This is a genomic window from Alteromonas sp. 009811495, assembly GCF_028865455.1.
In the GTDB taxonomy this organism is placed as follows: domain Bacteria; phylum Pseudomonadota; class Gammaproteobacteria; order Enterobacterales; family Alteromonadaceae; genus Alteromonas.
Genome location: NZ_CP113972.1, coordinates 2,852,087 through 2,869,873 on the forward strand (window position 1 = coordinate 2,852,087; position 17,787 = coordinate 2,869,873).

20 protein-coding genes are annotated in these 17,787 nt (G+C 44.4%); 8 read left to right on the forward strand and 12 right to left on the reverse strand.

Going from position 1 to position 17,787, the window contains the following annotated elements; genetic code table 11:
- Window positions 1–58: 58 nt before the first annotated feature.
- From OZ660_RS13010 to OZ660_RS13020, 3 genes are all read right to left on the reverse strand, one after another.
- Window positions 59–829, reverse strand: coding sequence for a cupin domain-containing protein (locus tag OZ660_RS13010; RefSeq protein WP_202261965.1), 771 nt, complete (start codon window positions 827–829; stop codon window positions 59–61).
- Window positions 822–1,433, reverse strand: coding sequence for a sigma-70 family RNA polymerase sigma factor (locus tag OZ660_RS13015; RefSeq protein WP_202261966.1), 612 nt, complete (start codon window positions 1,431–1,433; stop codon window positions 822–824). Before OZ660_RS13015 ends, OZ660_RS13010 begins: the two co-directional genes overlap by 8 nt.
- Window positions 1,434–1,552: 119 nt before the next feature.
- Window positions 1,553–2,128 (reverse strand): LON peptidase substrate-binding domain-containing protein, encoded by a 576-nt coding sequence (locus OZ660_RS13020; protein ID WP_274741192.1) that lies wholly within the window; start codon window positions 2,126–2,128, stop codon window positions 1,553–1,555.
- 275 nt (window positions 2,129–2,403) lie between these two features.
- On the opposite strand from OZ660_RS13020, the gene OZ660_RS13025 reads away from it, so the two are divergent.
- From OZ660_RS13025 to OZ660_RS13045, 5 genes are read left to right on the forward strand one after another with little or no spacing between them, the layout of a single operon-like run.
- A complete protein-coding gene (locus OZ660_RS13025) occupies window positions 2,404–2,835 on the forward strand; it encodes a nuclear transport factor 2 family protein (RefSeq protein ID WP_202261968.1) in 432 nt (143 codons plus the stop codon).
- The gene (locus tag OZ660_RS13030; RefSeq protein ID WP_202261969.1) at window positions 2,832–3,548 is read left to right on the forward strand and encodes an SDR family NAD(P)-dependent oxidoreductase; all 717 of its coding nucleotides are present in this window, start codon (window positions 2,832–2,834) and stop codon (window positions 3,546–3,548) included. The genes OZ660_RS13025 and OZ660_RS13030 overlap by 4 nt, the downstream gene beginning before the upstream one ends.
- Before the next feature lie 14 nt (window positions 3,549–3,562).
- On the forward strand, window positions 3,563–4,828 hold the full coding sequence (locus tag OZ660_RS13035; RefSeq protein WP_274741193.1) for an NAD(P)/FAD-dependent oxidoreductase: 1,266 nt from the start codon (window positions 3,563–3,565) through the stop codon (window positions 4,826–4,828).
- Entirely contained in the window at window positions 4,825–5,568 is a 744-nt protein-coding gene (locus OZ660_RS13040; protein ID WP_274741194.1) for a DUF1365 domain-containing protein, read from the forward strand. Before OZ660_RS13035 ends, OZ660_RS13040 begins: the two co-directional genes overlap by 4 nt.
- A gap of 2 nt (window positions 5,569–5,570) precedes the next feature.
- Entirely contained in the window at window positions 5,571–6,824 is a 1,254-nt protein-coding gene (locus OZ660_RS13045) for an SAM-dependent methyltransferase (protein WP_274741195.1), read from the forward strand.
- Between the two features lie 77 nt (window positions 6,825–6,901).
- On the opposite strand, the gene OZ660_RS13050 is transcribed toward OZ660_RS13045, so the two are convergent.
- Together OZ660_RS13050 and pomA are read right to left on the reverse strand one after the other, a co-directional pair.
- On the reverse strand, window positions 6,902–7,831 hold the full coding sequence (locus tag OZ660_RS13050; RefSeq protein ID WP_274741196.1) for a flagellar motor protein MotB: 930 nt from the start codon (window positions 7,829–7,831) through the stop codon (window positions 6,902–6,904).
- A complete protein-coding gene (gene pomA / locus OZ660_RS13055; protein ID WP_159626958.1) occupies window positions 7,831–8,592 on the reverse strand; it encodes a flagellar motor protein PomA in 762 nt (253 codons plus the stop codon). The genes OZ660_RS13050 and pomA overlap by 1 nt, the downstream gene beginning before the upstream one ends.
- A gap of 359 nt (window positions 8,593–8,951) precedes the next feature.
- On the opposite strand from pomA, the gene OZ660_RS13060 reads away from it, so the two are divergent.
- From OZ660_RS13060 to dxs, 3 genes are read left to right on the forward strand one after another with little or no spacing between them, the layout of a single operon-like run.
- On the forward strand, window positions 8,952–9,194 hold the full coding sequence (locus tag OZ660_RS13060; protein WP_202261972.1) for an exodeoxyribonuclease VII small subunit: 243 nt from the start codon (window positions 8,952–8,954) through the stop codon (window positions 9,192–9,194).
- Window positions 9,195–9,223: 29 nt separating this feature from the next.
- Complete coding sequence (locus OZ660_RS13065; protein ID WP_159626960.1) at window positions 9,224–10,114, forward strand: farnesyl diphosphate synthase; 891 nt, start codon at window positions 9,224–9,226, stop codon at window positions 10,112–10,114.
- A 32-nt stretch (window positions 10,115–10,146) separates the two neighbouring features.
- Entirely contained in the window at window positions 10,147–12,024 is a 1,878-nt protein-coding gene (dxs, locus tag OZ660_RS13070; protein ID WP_274741198.1) for a 1-deoxy-D-xylulose-5-phosphate synthase, read from the forward strand.
- Between the two features lie 104 nt (window positions 12,025–12,128).
- On the opposite strand, the gene OZ660_RS13075 is transcribed toward dxs, so the two are convergent.
- From OZ660_RS13075 to ribD, 7 genes are all read right to left on the reverse strand, one after another.
- Window positions 12,129–12,629, reverse strand: a complete 501-nt coding sequence (locus OZ660_RS13075) for a phosphatidylglycerophosphatase A family protein (RefSeq protein ID WP_159626962.1) — start codon at window positions 12,627–12,629, stop codon at window positions 12,129–12,131.
- A gap of 48 nt (window positions 12,630–12,677) precedes the next feature.
- Complete coding sequence (gene thiL / locus OZ660_RS13080; protein ID WP_274741199.1) at window positions 12,678–13,643, reverse strand: thiamine-phosphate kinase; 966 nt, start codon at window positions 13,641–13,643, stop codon at window positions 12,678–12,680.
- Between the two features lie 48 nt (window positions 13,644–13,691).
- The gene (nusB, locus tag OZ660_RS13085; protein ID WP_014979773.1) at window positions 13,692–14,114 is read right to left on the reverse strand and encodes a transcription antitermination factor NusB; all 423 of its coding nucleotides are present in this window, start codon (window positions 14,112–14,114) and stop codon (window positions 13,692–13,694) included.
- 12 nt (window positions 14,115–14,126) lie between these two features.
- Window positions 14,127–14,600, reverse strand: coding sequence for a 6,7-dimethyl-8-ribityllumazine synthase (ribH, locus tag OZ660_RS13090; protein ID WP_014950088.1), 474 nt, complete (start codon window positions 14,598–14,600; stop codon window positions 14,127–14,129).
- Window positions 14,601–14,854: 254 nt separating this feature from the next.
- Entirely contained in the window at window positions 14,855–15,955 is a 1,101-nt protein-coding gene (gene ribBA / locus OZ660_RS13095) for a bifunctional 3,4-dihydroxy-2-butanone-4-phosphate synthase/GTP cyclohydrolase II (protein ID WP_159626964.1), read from the reverse strand.
- A 20-nt stretch (window positions 15,956–15,975) separates the two neighbouring features.
- A complete protein-coding gene (locus tag OZ660_RS13100; RefSeq protein ID WP_274741202.1) occupies window positions 15,976–16,638 on the reverse strand; it encodes a riboflavin synthase in 663 nt (220 codons plus the stop codon).
- Window positions 16,639–16,658: 20 nt separating this feature from the next.
- Window positions 16,659–17,762, reverse strand: a complete 1,104-nt coding sequence (gene ribD / locus OZ660_RS13105) for a bifunctional diaminohydroxyphosphoribosylaminopyrimidine deaminase/5-amino-6-(5-phosphoribosylamino)uracil reductase RibD (RefSeq protein ID WP_446698985.1) — start codon at window positions 17,760–17,762, stop codon at window positions 16,659–16,661.
- Window positions 17,763–17,787 lie beyond the last annotated feature (25 nt).

The following is a 17,787-nucleotide window of genomic DNA, read 5'->3' on the forward strand; positions in this document are numbered from 1 at the left end:
TAACTGAATTTTAGAAAACAAAAAACGCACTTAATAGTGCGTTTTTTGTTTGCCGAGGCTATCTAAAAAAGAGGTGGCTAAACGGATTCAACAAGCGCGCTAAACCCGATGTAAAATGAAGTGGTTGGTCTACAATGCTGAACACTAAACACCCTTCTTTTGCGTCAGCCCTTGGTGTGTGGGTTTTATCACCGTCCATATAGATAAAATCCCCTGTGTCATAAGAGTTAAGTCCATCACTGAATTCACCGTCAATGACGAGCGTGTACTCTGTACCTCTATGGGTGTGCTCAGGAACACTTCCCCCCTGCCCCATGAATATAAAGTTTGCAACGCCCTGATTACCTAAATCAACCGGGGCCTGCCACAATTTGCCGACTAGGCTTGACCAATTTCCCGTTTTTGTCACATAGCGTTGCAACGTACGCGGAAGTTTAAACGTGCGACCATCAAGCTCAATAGTGCTCATCTGTGATGTATTTTGAGTTTTAACTTGAGCGGGGATGCTCTCTCGATAAGGACGGGTGCTGACGATAACATCTGTGTCGTCAAAGTCGCCATCATAGAGTACATCATCTTGGCTGGTTTGAGCGTCGTCAGGCTCAGAAGTAATGGATGACAACATGTCACCAAAAGCAGCACCAGCATCACCGAATGCATCTACATCTGACATCAACTGTGCGGCTAGTGCCTCTGTTTCCAACTCGACTTGAGATCTACACCTACTGCACATATCACAGTGGGCTGCGACCATCAGAGATATCGCTGGAGATAGACCGCCTTCAACAAATTCGCTAAGTTGTCGAGGTGTTGGGTGAAACTTAATCATTGTCGTGTAGCATTACCTTTAAACGCTGAAGCGCTAGACGAGTTCTTGATTTCACCGTACCTAGGGGTATCGATAATTCGTCTGCCACCTCTTGCTGTGACTTCCCATCGATATAAATCGCTTCAACCACCGCTTTTTGTTTAACAGGCAGTGATTCGAATAAGTGACCAATTTGCTCTAATGTAACCTGCTCGTCAAGTGGCGCTTCATTTACGTCGGCAGTCTGCTCACACAGCACAGGCCATAAATCATCAGAGCACACATCCTCTTTTCTGTTTTGCAGCTTTCTGAGCATGTCGAATCGAATGTTGCGCGCAATGGTGAAAATCCACGTAGAAGGTGAGCCCTTCTCTGCGTTGAATAAGTGCGCCTTTTGCCACACGTTCGACATAGTATCTTGAACCAACTCCATCGCCAAAGCTTCATTACCCATCTGCTTTAATGCGTATGAACGTAAACGAGGTGCAAAGTAATTAAACACTCTTGCAAATGAACGCTTACATCTCTCGTTCGCAACCGCTACAAGGTAATCAGACATTTCGGTAGCACACTCTTTTGGTTTGATTGTGCTATTGCTTTGTTCCAATGGAATTCCAACTAACATATGATTCGTCCGCCTTTCCGTTTTGGTTCTGATATTCTACGGCGAATTGGCATAAAGTGATTGCACTATTTGAATTACGTTTTTGTAATGTACATTACCTGTAATATTTACACTCAACGTTACGCAATGAGTGCAGACAGGTAATGTAAAAGCCCTGTACATTCTTTCTGCGCCAAAAAATGCTGCTTCTGCGCTCCATCAACAGGTAGTAGTTCCAACCACCTGTTGAGAACCCAGTTAGGGCAATCAAATTTTGGGGCATCGTATAAAGATGCAAGTTCTTCGTAATCGCTAAAAATCTCTTTAAGCCGCTCGTCCATAGGCGCTAACTGTTGAGGTGCTAATGTACAGTCCCACTGCGACATTGGCTTGCATGTACCTGTGCGCAAACCATCTTTTTCGGTTTGAATATCCGACACCTCGACTAACCTAGAACCAGCAACCTTTATGCCAAGCAACCCATCATCCAACATATCGAAGTCAACAACGTGTGCCATTGTTCCTATTTTATGAATATGTTCATTGAGGTCTTTATCGCCGCTGGCATTGAGCATACACATTACAAAGCCTTTGTTTTCAGCGCATGCCTCTTTGACCATCCTCAAGTATCGCGGCTCGAAAATACGCAGCGCCATACGTCCCTCAGGTAAGAGATGCGCAGACAATGGAAATAATGGAAATCGATCTTCACTCATAAATTACACTTCCGAAAACACGAAATTACCTACGCAAGTGGGTACGAATTGGATCGAATGTGAAAAATTTTCACACTTTCGCTTTAAAACGTGATCTCTTAGCAACTAGACGCTGTATTGTGAACAAAGAATAAAAAAATGAAATAACTAAATCAAAGACTTGCACTGCGCACAAAAAATCACCAACCTAAAAATTGCAAATACTTAGGTTTTAATTGCAGGTTAGACTTTTGGTTAATTTTTTAATGTAACCGCTCGTTTAGAGGGAAAGCTGGATGGATGTCATCAGTCGTTTTTGTAAAATTTACACAGATATTTGTCAAATTTCTCCCGATGATTTGGCGTCTATCTATTCAGATAACATTCTTTTCATCGACCCCATAACAACACATCAGGGTCTGACAGAAGTTAAGCAGTACTTTGCCAATTTACTTACCCAAGCAGAGAGCTGCAAATTCGACATCGCCCATATTTTAGAGTGCGCAGTCAACGACTCCTCGGTAACCCATATTGCTAATTGGACAATGACACTTACGCTTACAAAAGGTAAAAAAATAATCACTCTTGATGGCACTACGCAACTCGGCATTAAAGATGACATTATTGTTTACCACAAAGATTACTACGATGTGGGCGAAATGGTGTATGAGCACGTACCTGTATTAGGTTTTGTTATCAAAAAAATAAAAGGCAGACTTGCATCGTGAAGACACTCCTTATTACAGGCGCAACATCAGGCATCGGCAAAGCGTTGGCAGAACACGCAGCGGATAGTGGCTACAACGTAATTGCTTGCGGACGCAATAAGAACGTATTGGACAGATTAAGTGAACATACAAACATTCAAGCCTGCCAATTCGATGTCACATCACTAGAAGCAACACGTGAAGCACTTCGTACTCAGACATTTGACGTCGCCATATTAAACGCAGGCACATGCGAATACGTCGATGTTGAGGACTTTGAGCCTGACATGTTTAGGCGTGTATTTGAACCAAACTTCTTTGGTGTTGTTCACTGCGTCGATGCCATTTTGCCTATTCTTAAAAAAGGCAACAAAGTAGTTATCGTAGACAGCATGGCGCGACTGCTTCCCTTTACCCGCTCTCAAGCATACGGCGCAAGTAAAGCCGCTCTACATTATTTTACGAAGTCGCTTGAAGTTGATTTACACGACAAGGGTATTGACGTTCAAGCTGTGTCCCCTGGATTTGTTGAAACGCCGTTGACTGACAAAAACGATTTTGAAATGCCAATGAAGATAACCGCCAGCGAAGCAGCTAAAGCGATGCTTAAAGGTATCGAAAGTAACAAGCAAACGGTTTTTTTTCCTCGCTTGTTTGGGCTCATTTTACGATTTATGCACATATTACCAACGCCAATTCAAAAACGATTGTCTTTGGCAATGAGAGAAAAATAATAAGAGAATTACTGATGACTAAAGAAATAGCCATTATTGGTACTGGCATTTCGGGCTTAACCTGCGCCCACTTACTAAACAAACAGAACAACATAACTGTTTATGAAGCGAATGATTACATTGGTGGGCACACTGCCACTAAACAAATCACAGACGATGGCGAGGTTCACAACATCGACACAGGCTTCATCGTTTTTAATGATTGGACTTACCCCAATTTTATCAAGCTTATAACGTCATTAGGTGTAGAGTACCAACCTACTGAAATGAGCTTCTCCGTCACTAGCGAAAAAGCTAACATTGAGTACAACGGCAACAATATAAACAGTTTGTTTGCACAACGGCGCAATATATTGCGCCCTCGTTTTTGGCGAATTGTGCGTGACATATTAAAGTTCAATAAAGCGTGTAAGCAAATGGTTGCTGATAAGCGAGATACATCTTTATTAACACTTCAGGATATTATCGAAGAGCTTCAACTCAGTGATGATTTCGCACGGTACTATATTCTACCAATGTGTGCGGCAATATGGTCGAGCAGTTTAGAGCAAACTCGACGTTTCCCTCTGACCTTCTTCCTGCAGTTTTTCAATAATCACGGGCTATTAAACATCACAGATCGCCCTCAGTGGTACACAATAAAAGGCGGTTCAAGTGAATATATTCCCCCCCTTGTCGCCGCTTTTAAAGATAAAATTAAGCTATCAACGGCCGTGGTATCAGTGTCAAAACACGAAGGCAAGTGGCGAGTGGTTGATGCACAAAACAACAGCGCGTTGTTCGACGATATAATCTTTGCTTGTCATAGCGACCAAGCATTGCGCATGATTGCTGAACCAAGTGATTGGCATAAACAAGTATTGGGCAGTATTCCATACGCGAACAACGATGTAGTAATGCATAAAGACACTCGCCAGCTCCCTAAACGAAAGCTTGCTTGGGCCAGCTGGAATTATCGTTTAAAGGAAGACAGTAGCGAAGAAATGCGTCCAGCTTCAGTGACCTATAATATGAACATTTTACAACGTCTCTCTGTGCCTTCGACTTACTGCGTGACACTCAACAACACATCAAGCATCGATAACGATACGATATTAGGCCAATATGACTATGCGCACCCTCAGTACAGTAGCGAAATGGTCGAGGCGCAGAAACAAAGAGGAAAGATTTGCGGCGTTGATAACCTTCATTTTTGCGGCGCTTATTGGTACAACGGATTCCATGAAGATGGTGTTAGAAGCGCACTAGATGTGTGTGAACGCTTTGGTGAAACACTGTGATAGAGAGCGCTATATATCGAGGAACGGTTTTCCATCAACGGTTTAAACCTACACAGCATAAATTCGACTACGACATTTATCTATTTTGGTTAAAACTTAGCGGCAATGAGCTTGAAACATTGGACAGTACCCTCTCACATTTTTCTACCTCCAAGAGAGCGCGAGCGCGTTTTAAGCGTTCAGATTACCTAGGAGATAAAGATGTGCCCCTTGCTCAAGCCGTACTGCAAAAAATGCAGTCTCTTAATAATAATGTTGCGCTAGAAGGCGATGTGTTCATGCTAGGACAAATTCGCATGTGGGGTTTGTATTTCAGCCCGGTCAATTTCTATTATCTTCGCGATGACCAAGGCACATTCACGCATCTTCTTGCCGAAGTCAGTAACACACCTTGGAATGAGCGCCATCACTATCTCGTAGATTTGAAGACACAAGCGCACACCGAAAAAGCTTTTCATGTCTCTCCTTTTAATCCGATGGATATGACCTATCACTGGCGAATTTCCCAACCTAGCCATACACTTTCTTTAGCGATGGACTGCGTACGTGACGATAAAGAATTCAGTGCAGGTATAAACTTACAGAAATTTAAGCTTGATGATGCGAATCTTTCTAATGCGATGAAACGTATTCCAAGTATGACCATTAAAACGATGGCGGGAATATACTGGCAAGCGCTTAAATTATTTTTAAAAAGAACGCCCTTGTATTCACACCCAGAAAAGAGTCAGGAACAATAATAATGTCTTTTGGTGAATCCGTACTACTCACAACTTCAGAGGTATCACTTGCTGATAAAGTGTGCCGAAATCTATTTCTTCAATGCCTTAAGCAACTGCCTTTTGGTTGTCTTATTATTCAAGAATGCGGTGATGAGATCGCACGATTTGGCGACGACAATGATGAATTGCGCGCCACAGTGAATATTAAAGATATGAGCGCGTATCGGCGTTTGCTACTTGGTGGTAGTGTTGGTGCAGGCGAAGCGTTCATGGACGACCTTTGGGATAGTGACGATGTTACCGCGGTTGTGCGTATTTTCGCTCGAAATCTGCCCACACTAGATAAGTGGGAAAGTAAATTTAAATGGCTTTCTATGCCAATAAATAAACTACAGCATTTCGCTCGACGCAATACCCGCGACCAAGCTAAAAAGAACATCGAAGCGCATTACGACCTTGGCAACAAATTGTATACGCGCTTTTTGGACGACACCATGATGTATTCGTCAGCCATTTACCCCGACGCGAATACGTCACTCAATGCGGCACAAAACTATAAGCTGAAAACCATTTGTGACAAATTACAGCTTAAAGAGAGCGATCACTTAATTGAGATTGGCACGGGCTGGGGCGGTCTTGCTGTCTATGCTGCTAAACACTATGGCTGCAAAGTAACCACAACCACTATTTCAGAAGAACAACATGCGTGGGCACAAGAATGGATCGCCCGTGAAGGCCTATCAGACCGCGTTACCTTGCTGAAAAAAGACTACCGAATATTAGAAGGCAAATACGACAAGCTCGTCTCTATTGAAATGATTGAAGCGGTAGGCAAACAATTCTTAGGTAACTTTTTCGAAAAATGCTCATCGCTTTTAAAAGATAATGGCCTGATGCTACTACAGTCTATTACCATTGATGATAGACGTTATGATAGCTATTCAAACAGCGTGGATTTTATTCAAAAGTACATTTTTCCAGGCGGCTTTTTACCATCGCAATATCAATTGAATGCCCATTTGAAAAAGCATACCGATATGATGATAAGAGATTTACATGATATTGGTATTGATTACGCAATGACATTGAATCATTGGTATGAAGCGTTTATATCAGCTAAAGACGAACTGCTTAAAGACGGTTATGACGAGCGCTTTATGCGTATGTGGACTTACTACTTGAAATATTGCGAAGGTGGGTTCCTTGAGCGCACGATAAGTACTGTACAACTCGTGGTGTCAAAACCACAGTTTAGAGCAACGCTCGCACGCTAGTAACAATCTATATTCTTCACAAAAACGGCGCTGAAAATGCGCCGTTTTTATTGTGCTCAATGAATTAATACTACTGCTTATTCATCTATGACAGAGATGGGCTTTGAAAGCATGGGCTTGCCTTGATTGATATTGATCTCTACCCGCCTATTTTTGGCCCTATCTTGAGCTGTAGTTGCATTTTCGACAACGGGAGCAGTATCGGCTTTGCCTACTACAGACATTCGACTTTCATCAAAACCAGGCGCAGTGCGCATGGCCTCGGCCACTGCAACAGCACGCTGTGCTGACAAGTCCCAATTTGAACGATAAAGCTCATTGGCAATATGCTGCCCATCGCTATGTCCGGAAATTTCTATTTCGCCGGGTACATCGGCCAACAGTACACCAATCTTTCTTAAAACAGGTTGGAATTGTGGCTGTAAGAATGCAGAGCCTGCTGAGAAGGAACCATTTTCCTGAATACGTATGGTGATCTGCTGCCCCAAAGACTCCATTTCTATAGAGCCATCCAAAATCTGCTTTTGAAGCTGCTGTGCAATTTTCTTCATCAATTCTGCAGTTTGTGTTTGTTCAGAGCTTTGTTCAGCCGACGATGCTGACTCATTGGCAGTTTGCTGAGATTGACCGCCACGTTGTTCACCGCGTTGCTTCTGACGCCCCCCTGCCGAGTCTTCATCGCCTGCTTGAAACTCTAACATCTGCTGTGTCATTTCAATGGTCTGCTGCTGAATAGATTCAATTGGCGTTGGGTCAGGTTTACCCGGTCTAAACTCCATTGCGATAACACTTGTTCCTTTCGGAATGTCTTTAACCTCAATTTTATTTTGCACACCAAAGGCGAACTTCATCGAGCCCGCAATTTGCTTAAACTTGAGGACATCCATTTCGGAGAATGACAGAAGTAACACGAAGAAGCACATCAGCAGAGACATAAGGTCTGCAAATGTTCCCATCCAAGCGGGCAGCCCCTCGGGGGGGCATTTTGGGCATTCTTCTTCGGCCATTATTCTTCCTCGGCAGCACCGCGTTTGCTAGCTGCAAGATAGTTCTTCAAAACACCTTCAATTACGCGTGGATTTTGACCATCAGCAATACCGACAATACCGTCTAATACGAGACTCTGATTGAGCTTTTCCTCACCTGCGCGTACAGCAAGTTTAAATGCAATAGGTAAACACACTACGTTGGCAAAGAAGGCACCATATAGCGTAGTCAAAAGTGCTACCGCCATTGCAGGGCCGATAGCCTTGGGGTCATCCATGTTAGACAGCATGGCCACAAGCCCAATTAGGGTACCTATCATCCCCATTGCTGGCGCTACGTCTCCCATACCTTTGAAGATAGATGCGCCGAAGTCATGCCGTTCGCTTGTCATTGCGATGTCTTTGGATAAGGTTGCACGAACCACTTCAATATCGTGTCCGTCAACTAGCATGTCTACGCCTTTTTGCATAAATTCATTCGATATCTCAGCTTCTTCGAGTGCAAGAAACCCACCTTTACGCGCCGCATCTGCCATTTCTACGATTTTTTCGATAAGCTCTTCTGGCGACTCAATTTTGAACATAAAGGCCTTACCCGCCACCTTACCTGCGCCAAAGAATTGGCCAAGGGTAAACTGAGATAAGACTACGAATAAGGTTCCACCGAAAACGATAAGTATAGATTGCACGTCTATGAACATGCTCATGCTGCCGCCTAATATCATAGCCATTACTATGAAACCGATGGCGCCCAACATACCTATGACGGTTGCTAAATCCACTCACTCTTCCTCATTTATGTGCAGACAGTGCTATTGATGTACATGTATTCTATCGGCAAAGTATTAAAATACTAAAACGACATTATTGAAAAATATCACATTTATTTCAGTGTGGTAGCAATTTGCAAAAGGAATGCAACGCTGATTGCGTAAAACAATGTTTCGCATTACCACCTATTTTGAGGACTATAGCACATTTAATTTGGTACGCCCTTTTACCTTTCACTACCCACTGAGTTTACCGATTGTTCGATTTTTGCATCGTTATAGGCAATATACGGACAAACCATTTGACCCATGTGCACCCCTCAGTTAATGTGCGCGTACATGTAATTTGGCCACAAAATTGAGTGAATTTTATGACGACTGAAAAAGACGCAACTTCTTTTGAAGAAACCCTTGCGGAATTAGAAGCCATCGTGAACGATATGGAAAACGGTGACTTGCCACTCAATGTAGCATTGGAAAAGTTCGAACGCGGAATCGCATTATCTCGCCAAGGCCAAAAGTCGCTTGAAAATGCTGAGCAAAAAGTAAAGATACTGCTTAGCGAGCAAGGTAACGACACATTAAAAACGCTTCCTGAAAGTGAACAACCTTAAATCGTTCATTTTTAACTAACAGGTAATCTATGAATTTTTCTGCTTTGCATCAGCAAGTGAAACAACAGACTGATGCATCTCTTCTTACACTAATTGACGAGTTACCCGATTACGCTCCGCGACTAAAAGACGCAATGCGTCACGCGTTGCTCGCCGGCGGTAAGCGCATGCGTCCGCTTCTTGTTCAGGTAGTGGGCAACACGCTTGACGTGCCAAAGAAAGACCAAATGGCGATTAGTATGGCCATCGAGTGTATTCATGCGTATTCCTTAGTGCATGATGATCTGCCAGCCATGGACGACGATGACCTGCGCCGCGGCATGCCTACCTGTCATATTGCCTTCGACGAAGCCACGGCAATTCTTGCTGGTGATGCGCTCCAGTCACTTGCTTTTAGTGTGCTAGCAGATGCGCCACTTAGCAATTATGCACAAACTAAGCGCAGTAACTTGCTTTCTATTCTTGCAAAAAGTGCTGGCTATTTGGGCATGTGTGGTGGCCAGGCGATAGACCTGGCAAGTACGGGCAAAACCATTTCACTCGAAGAATTAAAACAGCTGCATAAATTAAAAACAGGTGCGCTGTTGAAAGCGTGTATAGAAATGATAGCTATCGTGAGCGAAGACCTTACTGTGCAAGCTCAGGCCGATTTAATGGCATATGCGGCTGATATAGGTCTGGCATTTCAAGTTCAAGACGATATTCTTGACGTTGAAGGCAGTAGTGAGCAGTTAGGAAAACCTGCAGGCTCAGATCAGGCACTTGGCAAGAACACGTTTCCCGCCAAGTTGGGCCTAGATGGCGCCAAGCAAGAGTTAGAAGTTCTTCATAATAATGCACTTCAAGCCTTGTCGCGTTTACCCTACAATACAGACAGTTTAATTGCGTTTAGCGAGCTTTTGGTAAAACGCGACCACTAGCCACGCGCCATGTTGAAAAAGATAATAAGTACATGAGTTTAGATCTCCAACATTACCCAACGCTTGCGCTTGCGCAAACACCAGAAAAGCTGAGACAGCTGCCTCAAGACAAGCTGCGCGAGTTAGCTGATGAGTTGCGTGAGTATTTACTTAATTGCGTAAGCCAAACAAGTGGCCATTTTGCCTCAGGCTTAGGTACAGTCGAATTAACGGTGGCGCTGCACTACGTGTATAACACGCCATTCGACCGATTATTGTGGGATGTTGGGCACCAGGCCTACCCACACAAAATTCTCACCGGTCGTGCAGAGCGCATGAGCACAATCCGTCAAAAAGATGGACTGCATCCCTTTCCATGGCCACCAGAGAGCGATTATGACACCTTTGCAGTGGGTCATTCGTCTACCTCAATTAGTGCAGCCCTGGGAATGGCGGTTGCCGCGGAAAAAGAAGGCAAAGACCGCAAAGTAGTTGCCGTTATCGGCGATGGCGCTATGACAGCAGGTATGGCATTTGAAGCGCTGAACCACGCTGGCGATATCAAAAAAGACATGGTTGTGGTGCTTAATGACAACGAAATGTCGATTTCTGAGAATGTAGGTGCATTAAATAGTCATTTGGCTAGATTGCTCACCGGTAATTTCTTTAACTCTATTCGTGATGGTGGCAAAAAGCTGCTAAGTAATGTGCCGCCTATTAAAGAGTTCGCCAGCCGTGCTGAAGAGCACTTAAAAGGCATGGTAGTACCTGGTACTATTTTTGAAGAATTAGGTTTTAACTATATCGGCCCAATTGACGGCCATGATGTTAACGCTGTTGTCGATACCTTGCGCAACATGCGTAAATTTGAAGGCCCTCAGTTGCTGCATGTAGTAACTAAAAAAGGAAAAGGCTATGCCGTAGCCGAACAGGATCCTATCAAGTTTCATGCTGTGCCTAAATTCAACCCTGCTGATAATGCGCTTCCTAAATCGAAACCTTCAGCCCCTACCTACTCGGCTATTTTTGGTAAGTGGTTATGTGATATGGCAGCCCAAGATCCTAAGTTGATGGCTGTTACGCCCGCGATGCGCGAAGGCTCAGGTATGGTTGAGTTCTCGCAGCGATTCCCAGACCAATACTTTGATGTTGCCATCGCAGAGCAGCACGCCGTCACGTTCGGTGCAGGATTAGCAAAAGATGGCATGAACGCGGTTGTAGCAATTTACTCTTCATTTTTACAGCGCGCTTACGACCAGCTAATTCACGATGTCGCCATTCAAGACTTACCTGTGTTATTCGCGATTGATAGAGCGGGCATTGTTGGCGCTGACGGTCCAACCCACCAGGGCGCATTTGATATCGCCTTTTTGCGCTGTATCCCTAACATGGTGGTTATGGCCCCTGCGGACGAAAATGAATGCAGACAAATGCTCTATACAGGCCACAAGCTTCAAAAACCAGCAGCGGTGCGTTATCCGCGTGGCGCTGGTATGGGTATTACACCAGATGAGGAAATGACTGCACTTGAGATTGGTAAATCTCGTCTGATACGTTCATCAAATGTGGATGATGGCAAGCGCGTCGCTATTTTAAACTTTGGTTGTTTATTGCCTTATGCAATAGAAGCGGCTGAAGAATGCAATGCCACGGTTATTGATATGCGCTTTGTGAAGCCGTTAGACGGCGAAGCAGTAATGAAAGCGGCCAGTGAACATGATGCACTCATAACGCTGGAAGACGGCTGTATTATGGGTGGAGCGGGCAGCGCGGTACTGGAACATTTGCAACAAAACGGCATATTGAAGCCAGTAAAGATACTAGGGCTGCCTGATAGCTTTATTTTGCAAGGTACGCAGCAAGAAATGTATAACGTGCATGGTTTGGATACCAAGGGTATTGTTAACGCTATACAGGAACTCACGAAATAAAGCGAGGTCACTAATCTCCTATTCAAGCCTATACAAATTTAAGCACATAAAAAAAGCCCGCAAACGCGGGCTTTTTTATATTAGGTAAGTGTGGGGTTACACGCTTATATAAACTGCAGTGACGCTGGCCAAAACCACATTAATAGATGTAAACATCCGCAAGCCATAGCACCAGCGATTAAATCGTCTAACATGATACCTGTACCGCCGTGTAAGCGTTTATCAATGATACCTATTGGCCAAGGCTTTAAAATATCAAACAAACGAAATAGGACGAACCCAATCACTAAAGTAGATAGTGAGATTGGGACAAGCAGAAATGTCACAAACATGCCCGCTATTTCATCCCAAACGATAGAACCATGATCGTGCACTTGCATATCATCTGCAGTTTTGCCGCAAAGATATATACCAACAATAGAAAATATAAGTGTGAGCGCGACGAACGAAATAATCGATACATTGGCACATAAAACAAGCAAAGGGATTGCTGCTAATGAGCCAAACGTACCTGGCATAAAAGGCACTAGACCACTACCAAAGCCAAGAGCCAGAAAGTGTACCGGATTCTTCATACTGACTCTGGCGCGATACTCTGCTTGCATAATGGTTTCTCTTATTTAGCGTAGTACTTTAGGTTTACATCCTGCAGCCTAAAAGCTGTGCTCGTAACCTGAAGGATTTGTAGGCGTGTATTTTACGTTGTCTTTAAGCAAACTAAGCAAACCAGACTGCCCTGTTAACTGTCCAATACAAGTCGCCTTTACATTGGTACTCGCCAAAGATGTTTCAAGACTGCCACGCTGCTCTTCACCAACGGTAAAAATGAGCTCATAGTCATCGCCAGCCGATAATGCATACTCAATGGCTTGCTCTGGTGAAACTGCACTAGTAAGTGCTCTGGATAACGGTAACCTGTCGACATGCACATTTGCACCGCAATTTGACGCATTAAGAATATGGCCTAAATCAGAGATCAGCCCATCTGAGACATCAATGCACGAAGTTGCAATTCGACGGATAGCTGTACCTACAGCCACTCGTGGTGTGGGAAAGTAATGACGATTTATTAACACGTCTTTCGCTTCACCAGCCACCTCAATATTGTCCTGCAGAATATCCAGACCTGCACCTGCATCACCCAAAGTCCCCGTTACATAAACCCAGTCACCAGGCTTAGCACCACTTCGCGTTAACTCAGAGCCAGGCGGGATGAAGCCTTGGGCAGTAATGGTCATTGCCATAGGCCCTTTAACGGTGTCACCACCAATTAACTGAACTGAGTAGTATTGAGTAAGCTCATGTAACCCACTAACAAAGTCGTCAAGCCAAGGCTCATTCACTTCAGGCAAAGACAGCGACAGACTAATCCAAGCTGGCTCGGCGCCCATGGCAGCCAAATCACTTAAGTTTACGGCAACCGTTTTGTAAGCTACTGATTTGGCAGGTGCATCTTTTAAGAAGTGTACGCCAGCGACCAGCGTATCTGTGGTAACAGCGAGTTGTTGATTTTCTGGAACCGTTGTTACAGCACAATCATCACCAATACCAATAACAACATCTTTGCGTTTGTGGCCACTGTTTGAGAAATAGCGGCCGATAAGATCGAATTCTTTCACGGTAATTTTTAAACCCTTTTAGCGGCAATCCTTGCCGCCACGGTAAGGTTAGTCGCGCTCATCTTTGCGCAATGTGCGCACAGCTTTATCCAATGCGCCATTAATGAACTTATGGCTTTCTTCGGCACCAAAAGCCTTAGCAAGTTCAATCGCTTCATTAATAATTACGCGATAAGGCACATCGATGCGCTCCGTCAGCTCTAGTGTCGCAATGCGAAGAATGGCTTTTTCAATAGCGTCCAGTTCTTCAGGCAAACGGCCTAAGTAAGGCTTGATTGTCGCATCAAGATTGCTTGCATTGTGTGCCACACCACGCAACAAAGCTTGAAAATATGCCATATCCACCTTTTGCATGTCATTACTGGTTGCTAATGCCAGTTCAACTTGCTGGATATCGTTGTGACTCATTTGCCATGAATAGACACCTTGTAAGGCTAATTCACGGGCTTTACGACGAGCTGAAACTTTCACTTAATGTTTACCTTAAAGCTTTTCAACAGCATCGATTACGTTAACCATTTCAAGCGCGCCTAGTGCAGCTTCTGCACCTTTGTTACCCGCTTTGGTCCCTGAACGTTCGATTGCTTGTTCAATTGAATCTGTTGTGATCACGCCAAATGATACTGGCACACCGTACTCTAGTGATACTTGCGCAAGACCTTTATTACATTCACCAGCAACAAAATCGAAATGCGGCGTACCGCCTCGAATAACTGCACCTAGAGCGATGATGGCATCAAATGACTTTTTCTCGGCGAGCTTCTTAGCCACTACAGGTAACTCGTAAGCACCAGGTACACGTACTAGCGTGATATCGTCATCACTTACTTCACCGTGACGCTCTAGTGTGTCTAATGCACCTTCTAGTAAGCTTTCTACAACAAAGCTATTAAAGCGTGATACTACGATAGCAAACTTCTTACCGGTTGCTCTGATATTACCTTCAATTACCTGCATGGTTTCATTCCTCGAGAAAAAACGGCGCGAAGTATACCACAACTACGCCCAAACAAAATCGATTGTTTCTTTAACTTTAACTATTCATCAAGTACTGGTTGTGCGAACTTTAGTGTGGAGGGGGCATGTCCATCACAAACCCTCCACCGCATGGATGCGGTGGCGGAGCGTACATGGATGTATTCACCGCGTGTTTGCGATGGACATGCCCCCTCCGCGCTTTAACTAAGTTGAACTTAGTTCAACTTAGTACATTAGTCGTGAACGTACTCCACGACTTCAAGGCCATAACCTGACAAGGCGTGATATTTAATGGGTTTGCTCAACAAGCGCATTTTGTGCACGCCCATTGATGCTAAAATTTGGCTACCCACGCCGATAGTGCGTGATGAGCCTTGCCAGTCTGCACCAGTAGGACGCTCACCTCTATCTTCAGCTGCAAAGCGACGTACTTGATGTTCAATATGTTCTTCTTTACCTAACAGTACCAACACACCGCCTTCTTCTGATATTTTGCGCATGCCATCAGCAAGCGTCATCGAGCGATGAATACCGCGTGTTGAGCCGAGAAGATCACTAAAGGTATTGTGAAGGTGAACACGTACTAACGTTGGCTCATCTTCTTTAATGTCACCTTTTTTCAATGCAAAGTGCAGTTGGTTATCAATACTGTCTTTAAACGTGTGAAGTTCAAAGTCGCCGTATTCGGTTGGCATATTACATTGTGCCACTTTCTCGATAGTGGTTTCGTTTAAGTTTCTATATTCGATAAGATCGGCAATAGTACCAATTTTAAGATTGTGCTTTTCGGCGAACTTCTCCAGCTCAGGGCGGCGTGCCATGGTGCCATCTTCATTAAGAATTTCTACAATCACGCCTGCGGGCTCAAGCCCTGCCAATCGCGGTAAATCAACCCCAGCTTCAGTGTGGCCAGCGCGATTTAACACGCCACCATCTTTGGCAATAAGTGGGAAAATATGCCCAGGCTGAACAATGTCAGTAGCTTTAGCGTCTTTAGCAACCGCTGCAAGTATTGTCGTAGCGCGATCTGCCGCAGAAATACCAGTCGTTACCCCCGTAGCAGCTTCAATAGAAACCGTGAAATTAGTAGAAAACTGCGCTTCATTTTTATCTACCATTAGCGGTAAATTCAGTGTTCGGCAGCGTTCTTGCGTCATTGGCAAACACACTAGGCCGCGTGCATGGGTAACCATAAAGTTTATGGCTTCAGGGGTGACATGCTCAGCCGCCATAATCAGATCGCCTTCATTTTCGCGATCTTCATCATCCATCAGAATGACCATCTTGCCCTGACGAATGTCTTCGATAATTTCTTGTGTAGTGTTAAATGCCATAATTTGTGCTTCTTGTAGGGTTATCTTTTTAAAAATCCGTTCTCGGCAAGAAAGGCCATATCAATGCCTTTGCTTTTCGGTTCAGCCGCTTTGTCACCTAGCATTAACCGCTCTAAGTATCGTGCGATAACATCTACTTCAAGGTTAACTGCTGTACCGACTTTGTACGTGCCCATAATCGTTTCTTTTAATGTATGTGGAATGATCCACAACATAAATTCAGCGCCATTAACTTCATTAACCGTAAGGCTAATCCCATCAACGGTTATACTGCCCTTGTGCGCAATATACTTGGCAAGATCTTCGGGTGCTTTCACCCAAAATTCTATGTAGTCGGCGTGTTTAATGATTTGAGTTACTGTACCAACGCCATCGACGTGACCAGAAACAATATGTCCACCAAACCTGTCTGTTGGACGCATTGCCTTTTCCAAATTAACAGTAGAACCCGCTGAATAATGCGCAAACCCCGTCAATTTGATGGTTTCTGCTGAAACGTCTGCACAGTAGAAGTCTTTGCCCATATCTGTAACAGTTAGACACACACCGTTAGTGGCAATGCTGTCTCCAAGCGCCACATCAGACATGTCTAAGGTAGGTGACGATACAGTAAGGCGAATGTCATTTCCGCGGTTATCCAACTTCTGGATAGTGCCTAGCGCCTGAATAATTCCGGTAAACATAGATTTCCTCTTAAGCGAAGTTAGCGTGTTGTGTTGCTAACATCTGAACGGAAGATAAGCTTAATATCGTTCCCCACCTGCCGATTTTCAATGAGCGTCAGTGAAATAGATTGATCAAGCGATGTAAAATCGGGCAAATTCACCATACTGATGCCTTTATCGCCTAATAATTTAGGCGCTTGATAACAAATAAGTTCATCAACTAAGCCTTCACTAAGTAATGCTCCAGCAAGTCCGGGCCCGGCTTCAACCCATACTTCATTGTATTGCTTGTCACCAAGCGCTTGCAAAAGCGCACTAAGATCAACTTTTCCCTCTTGCTCATCTACGCAAATAAAGTGTTCACTGGCGGTATCTGGCTGGGCCTGCGTGGTAGCAATAAGTGTGGTGTGACCATCTTTCATCAGCTGGTAGTCTTGACCTAGCGCGTTCTTGCTATCCACGACTACTCTGGTCGGTTGCCTCACTTTCTCCAGAGGGTAATCTGTAAAGCCCGCTTCATTTACTCTTACCAGTAGACTTGGATCGTCGGCTTTGACGGTACCAGAGCCTGTCAGTACTGCGCAGCTTTTTGCGCGATAATGTTGCACATCGCGTCTAGCCTCAGCCCCTGTGATCCATTGGCTAACGCCATTGCCCAGCGCTATTTTACCATCCAAGCTAATGCCAAGTTTTACACGAACAAAGGGCACACCCGTCAACATGCGTTTGATAAAGCCAGGGTTCAGCGCTGCAGCTTCAGCAGCCATTACATCGCTAACCACTTCAATACCTGCATCTTGTAGAATGCGAATACCGTTTCCACTTACATTAGGATTGGGGTCAGTCATCGCTATTACAACGCGTGCAACCTGCGCTCTCACTAGCGCTTCGGCACAAGGCGGTGTTCTGCCAAAATGGCTGCAAGGCTCTAACGTGACATAAGCAGTAGCCCCTTTCGCGCCCTGTTTTCTTGAAAGCGCGGCTTCTCTTAAAGCGTGAACTTCCGCATGAGGAGTACCGGCTTGAATATGGAAGCCTTCGCCAATCAATTGATTACTTTCATCGACAATAACACAACCAACGCGAGGGTTAGGTGACGTGGTGTAAAGGCCTTTTTTGGCAAGTTGGATAGCTTTTGCCATCCAATGATAGTCTCTATTTATAATA

What these genes read in the sequence shown, in the direction of transcription:
- dxs (WP_274741198.1), top strand. Translation starts at nt 10,147, where the DNA reads ATGAGTTTAGATCTCCAACATTACCCAACGCTTGCGCTTGCGCAAACA.
- OZ660_RS13045 (WP_274741195.1), top strand. Translation starts at nt 5,571, where the DNA reads ATGTCTTTTGGTGAATCCGTACTACTCACAACTTCAGAGGTATCACTT.
- OZ660_RS13050 (WP_274741196.1), bottom strand. Translation starts at nt 7,831, where the DNA reads ATGGCCGAAGAAGAATGCCCAAAATGCCCCCCCGAGGGGCTGCCCGCT.
- OZ660_RS13065 (WP_159626960.1), top strand. Translation starts at nt 9,224, where the DNA reads ATGAATTTTTCTGCTTTGCATCAGCAAGTGAAACAACAGACTGATGCA.
- OZ660_RS13060 (WP_202261972.1), top strand. Translation starts at nt 8,952, where the DNA reads ATGACGACTGAAAAAGACGCAACTTCTTTTGAAGAAACCCTTGCGGAA.
- ribBA (WP_159626964.1), bottom strand. Translation starts at nt 15,955, where the DNA reads ATGGCATTTAACACTACACAAGAAATTATCGAAGACATTCGTCAGGGC.
- OZ660_RS13100 (WP_274741202.1), bottom strand. Translation starts at nt 16,638, where the DNA reads ATGTTTACCGGAATTATTCAGGCGCTAGGCACTATCCAGAAGTTGGAT.
- OZ660_RS13025 (WP_202261968.1), top strand. Translation starts at nt 2,404, where the DNA reads ATGGATGTCATCAGTCGTTTTTGTAAAATTTACACAGATATTTGTCAA.
- ribH (WP_014950088.1), bottom strand. Translation starts at nt 14,600, where the DNA reads ATGCAGGTAATTGAAGGTAATATCAGAGCAACCGGTAAGAAGTTTGCT.
- ribD (WP_446698985.1), bottom strand. Translation starts at nt 17,762, where the DNA reads ATGGCAAAAGCTATCCAACTTGCCAAAAAAGGCCTTTACACCACGTCA.
- OZ660_RS13035 (WP_274741193.1), top strand. Translation starts at nt 3,563, where the DNA reads ATGACTAAAGAAATAGCCATTATTGGTACTGGCATTTCGGGCTTAACC.
- OZ660_RS13015 (WP_202261966.1), bottom strand. Translation starts at nt 1,433, where the DNA reads ATGTTAGTTGGAATTCCATTGGAACAAAGCAATAGCACAATCAAACCA.
- OZ660_RS13075 (WP_159626962.1), bottom strand. Translation starts at nt 12,629, where the DNA reads ATGCAAGCAGAGTATCGCGCCAGAGTCAGTATGAAGAATCCGGTACAC.
- OZ660_RS13010 (WP_202261965.1), bottom strand. Translation starts at nt 829, where the DNA reads ATGATTAAGTTTCACCCAACACCTCGACAACTTAGCGAATTTGTTGAA.
- OZ660_RS13020 (WP_274741192.1), bottom strand. Translation starts at nt 2,128, where the DNA reads ATGAGTGAAGATCGATTTCCATTATTTCCATTGTCTGCGCATCTCTTA.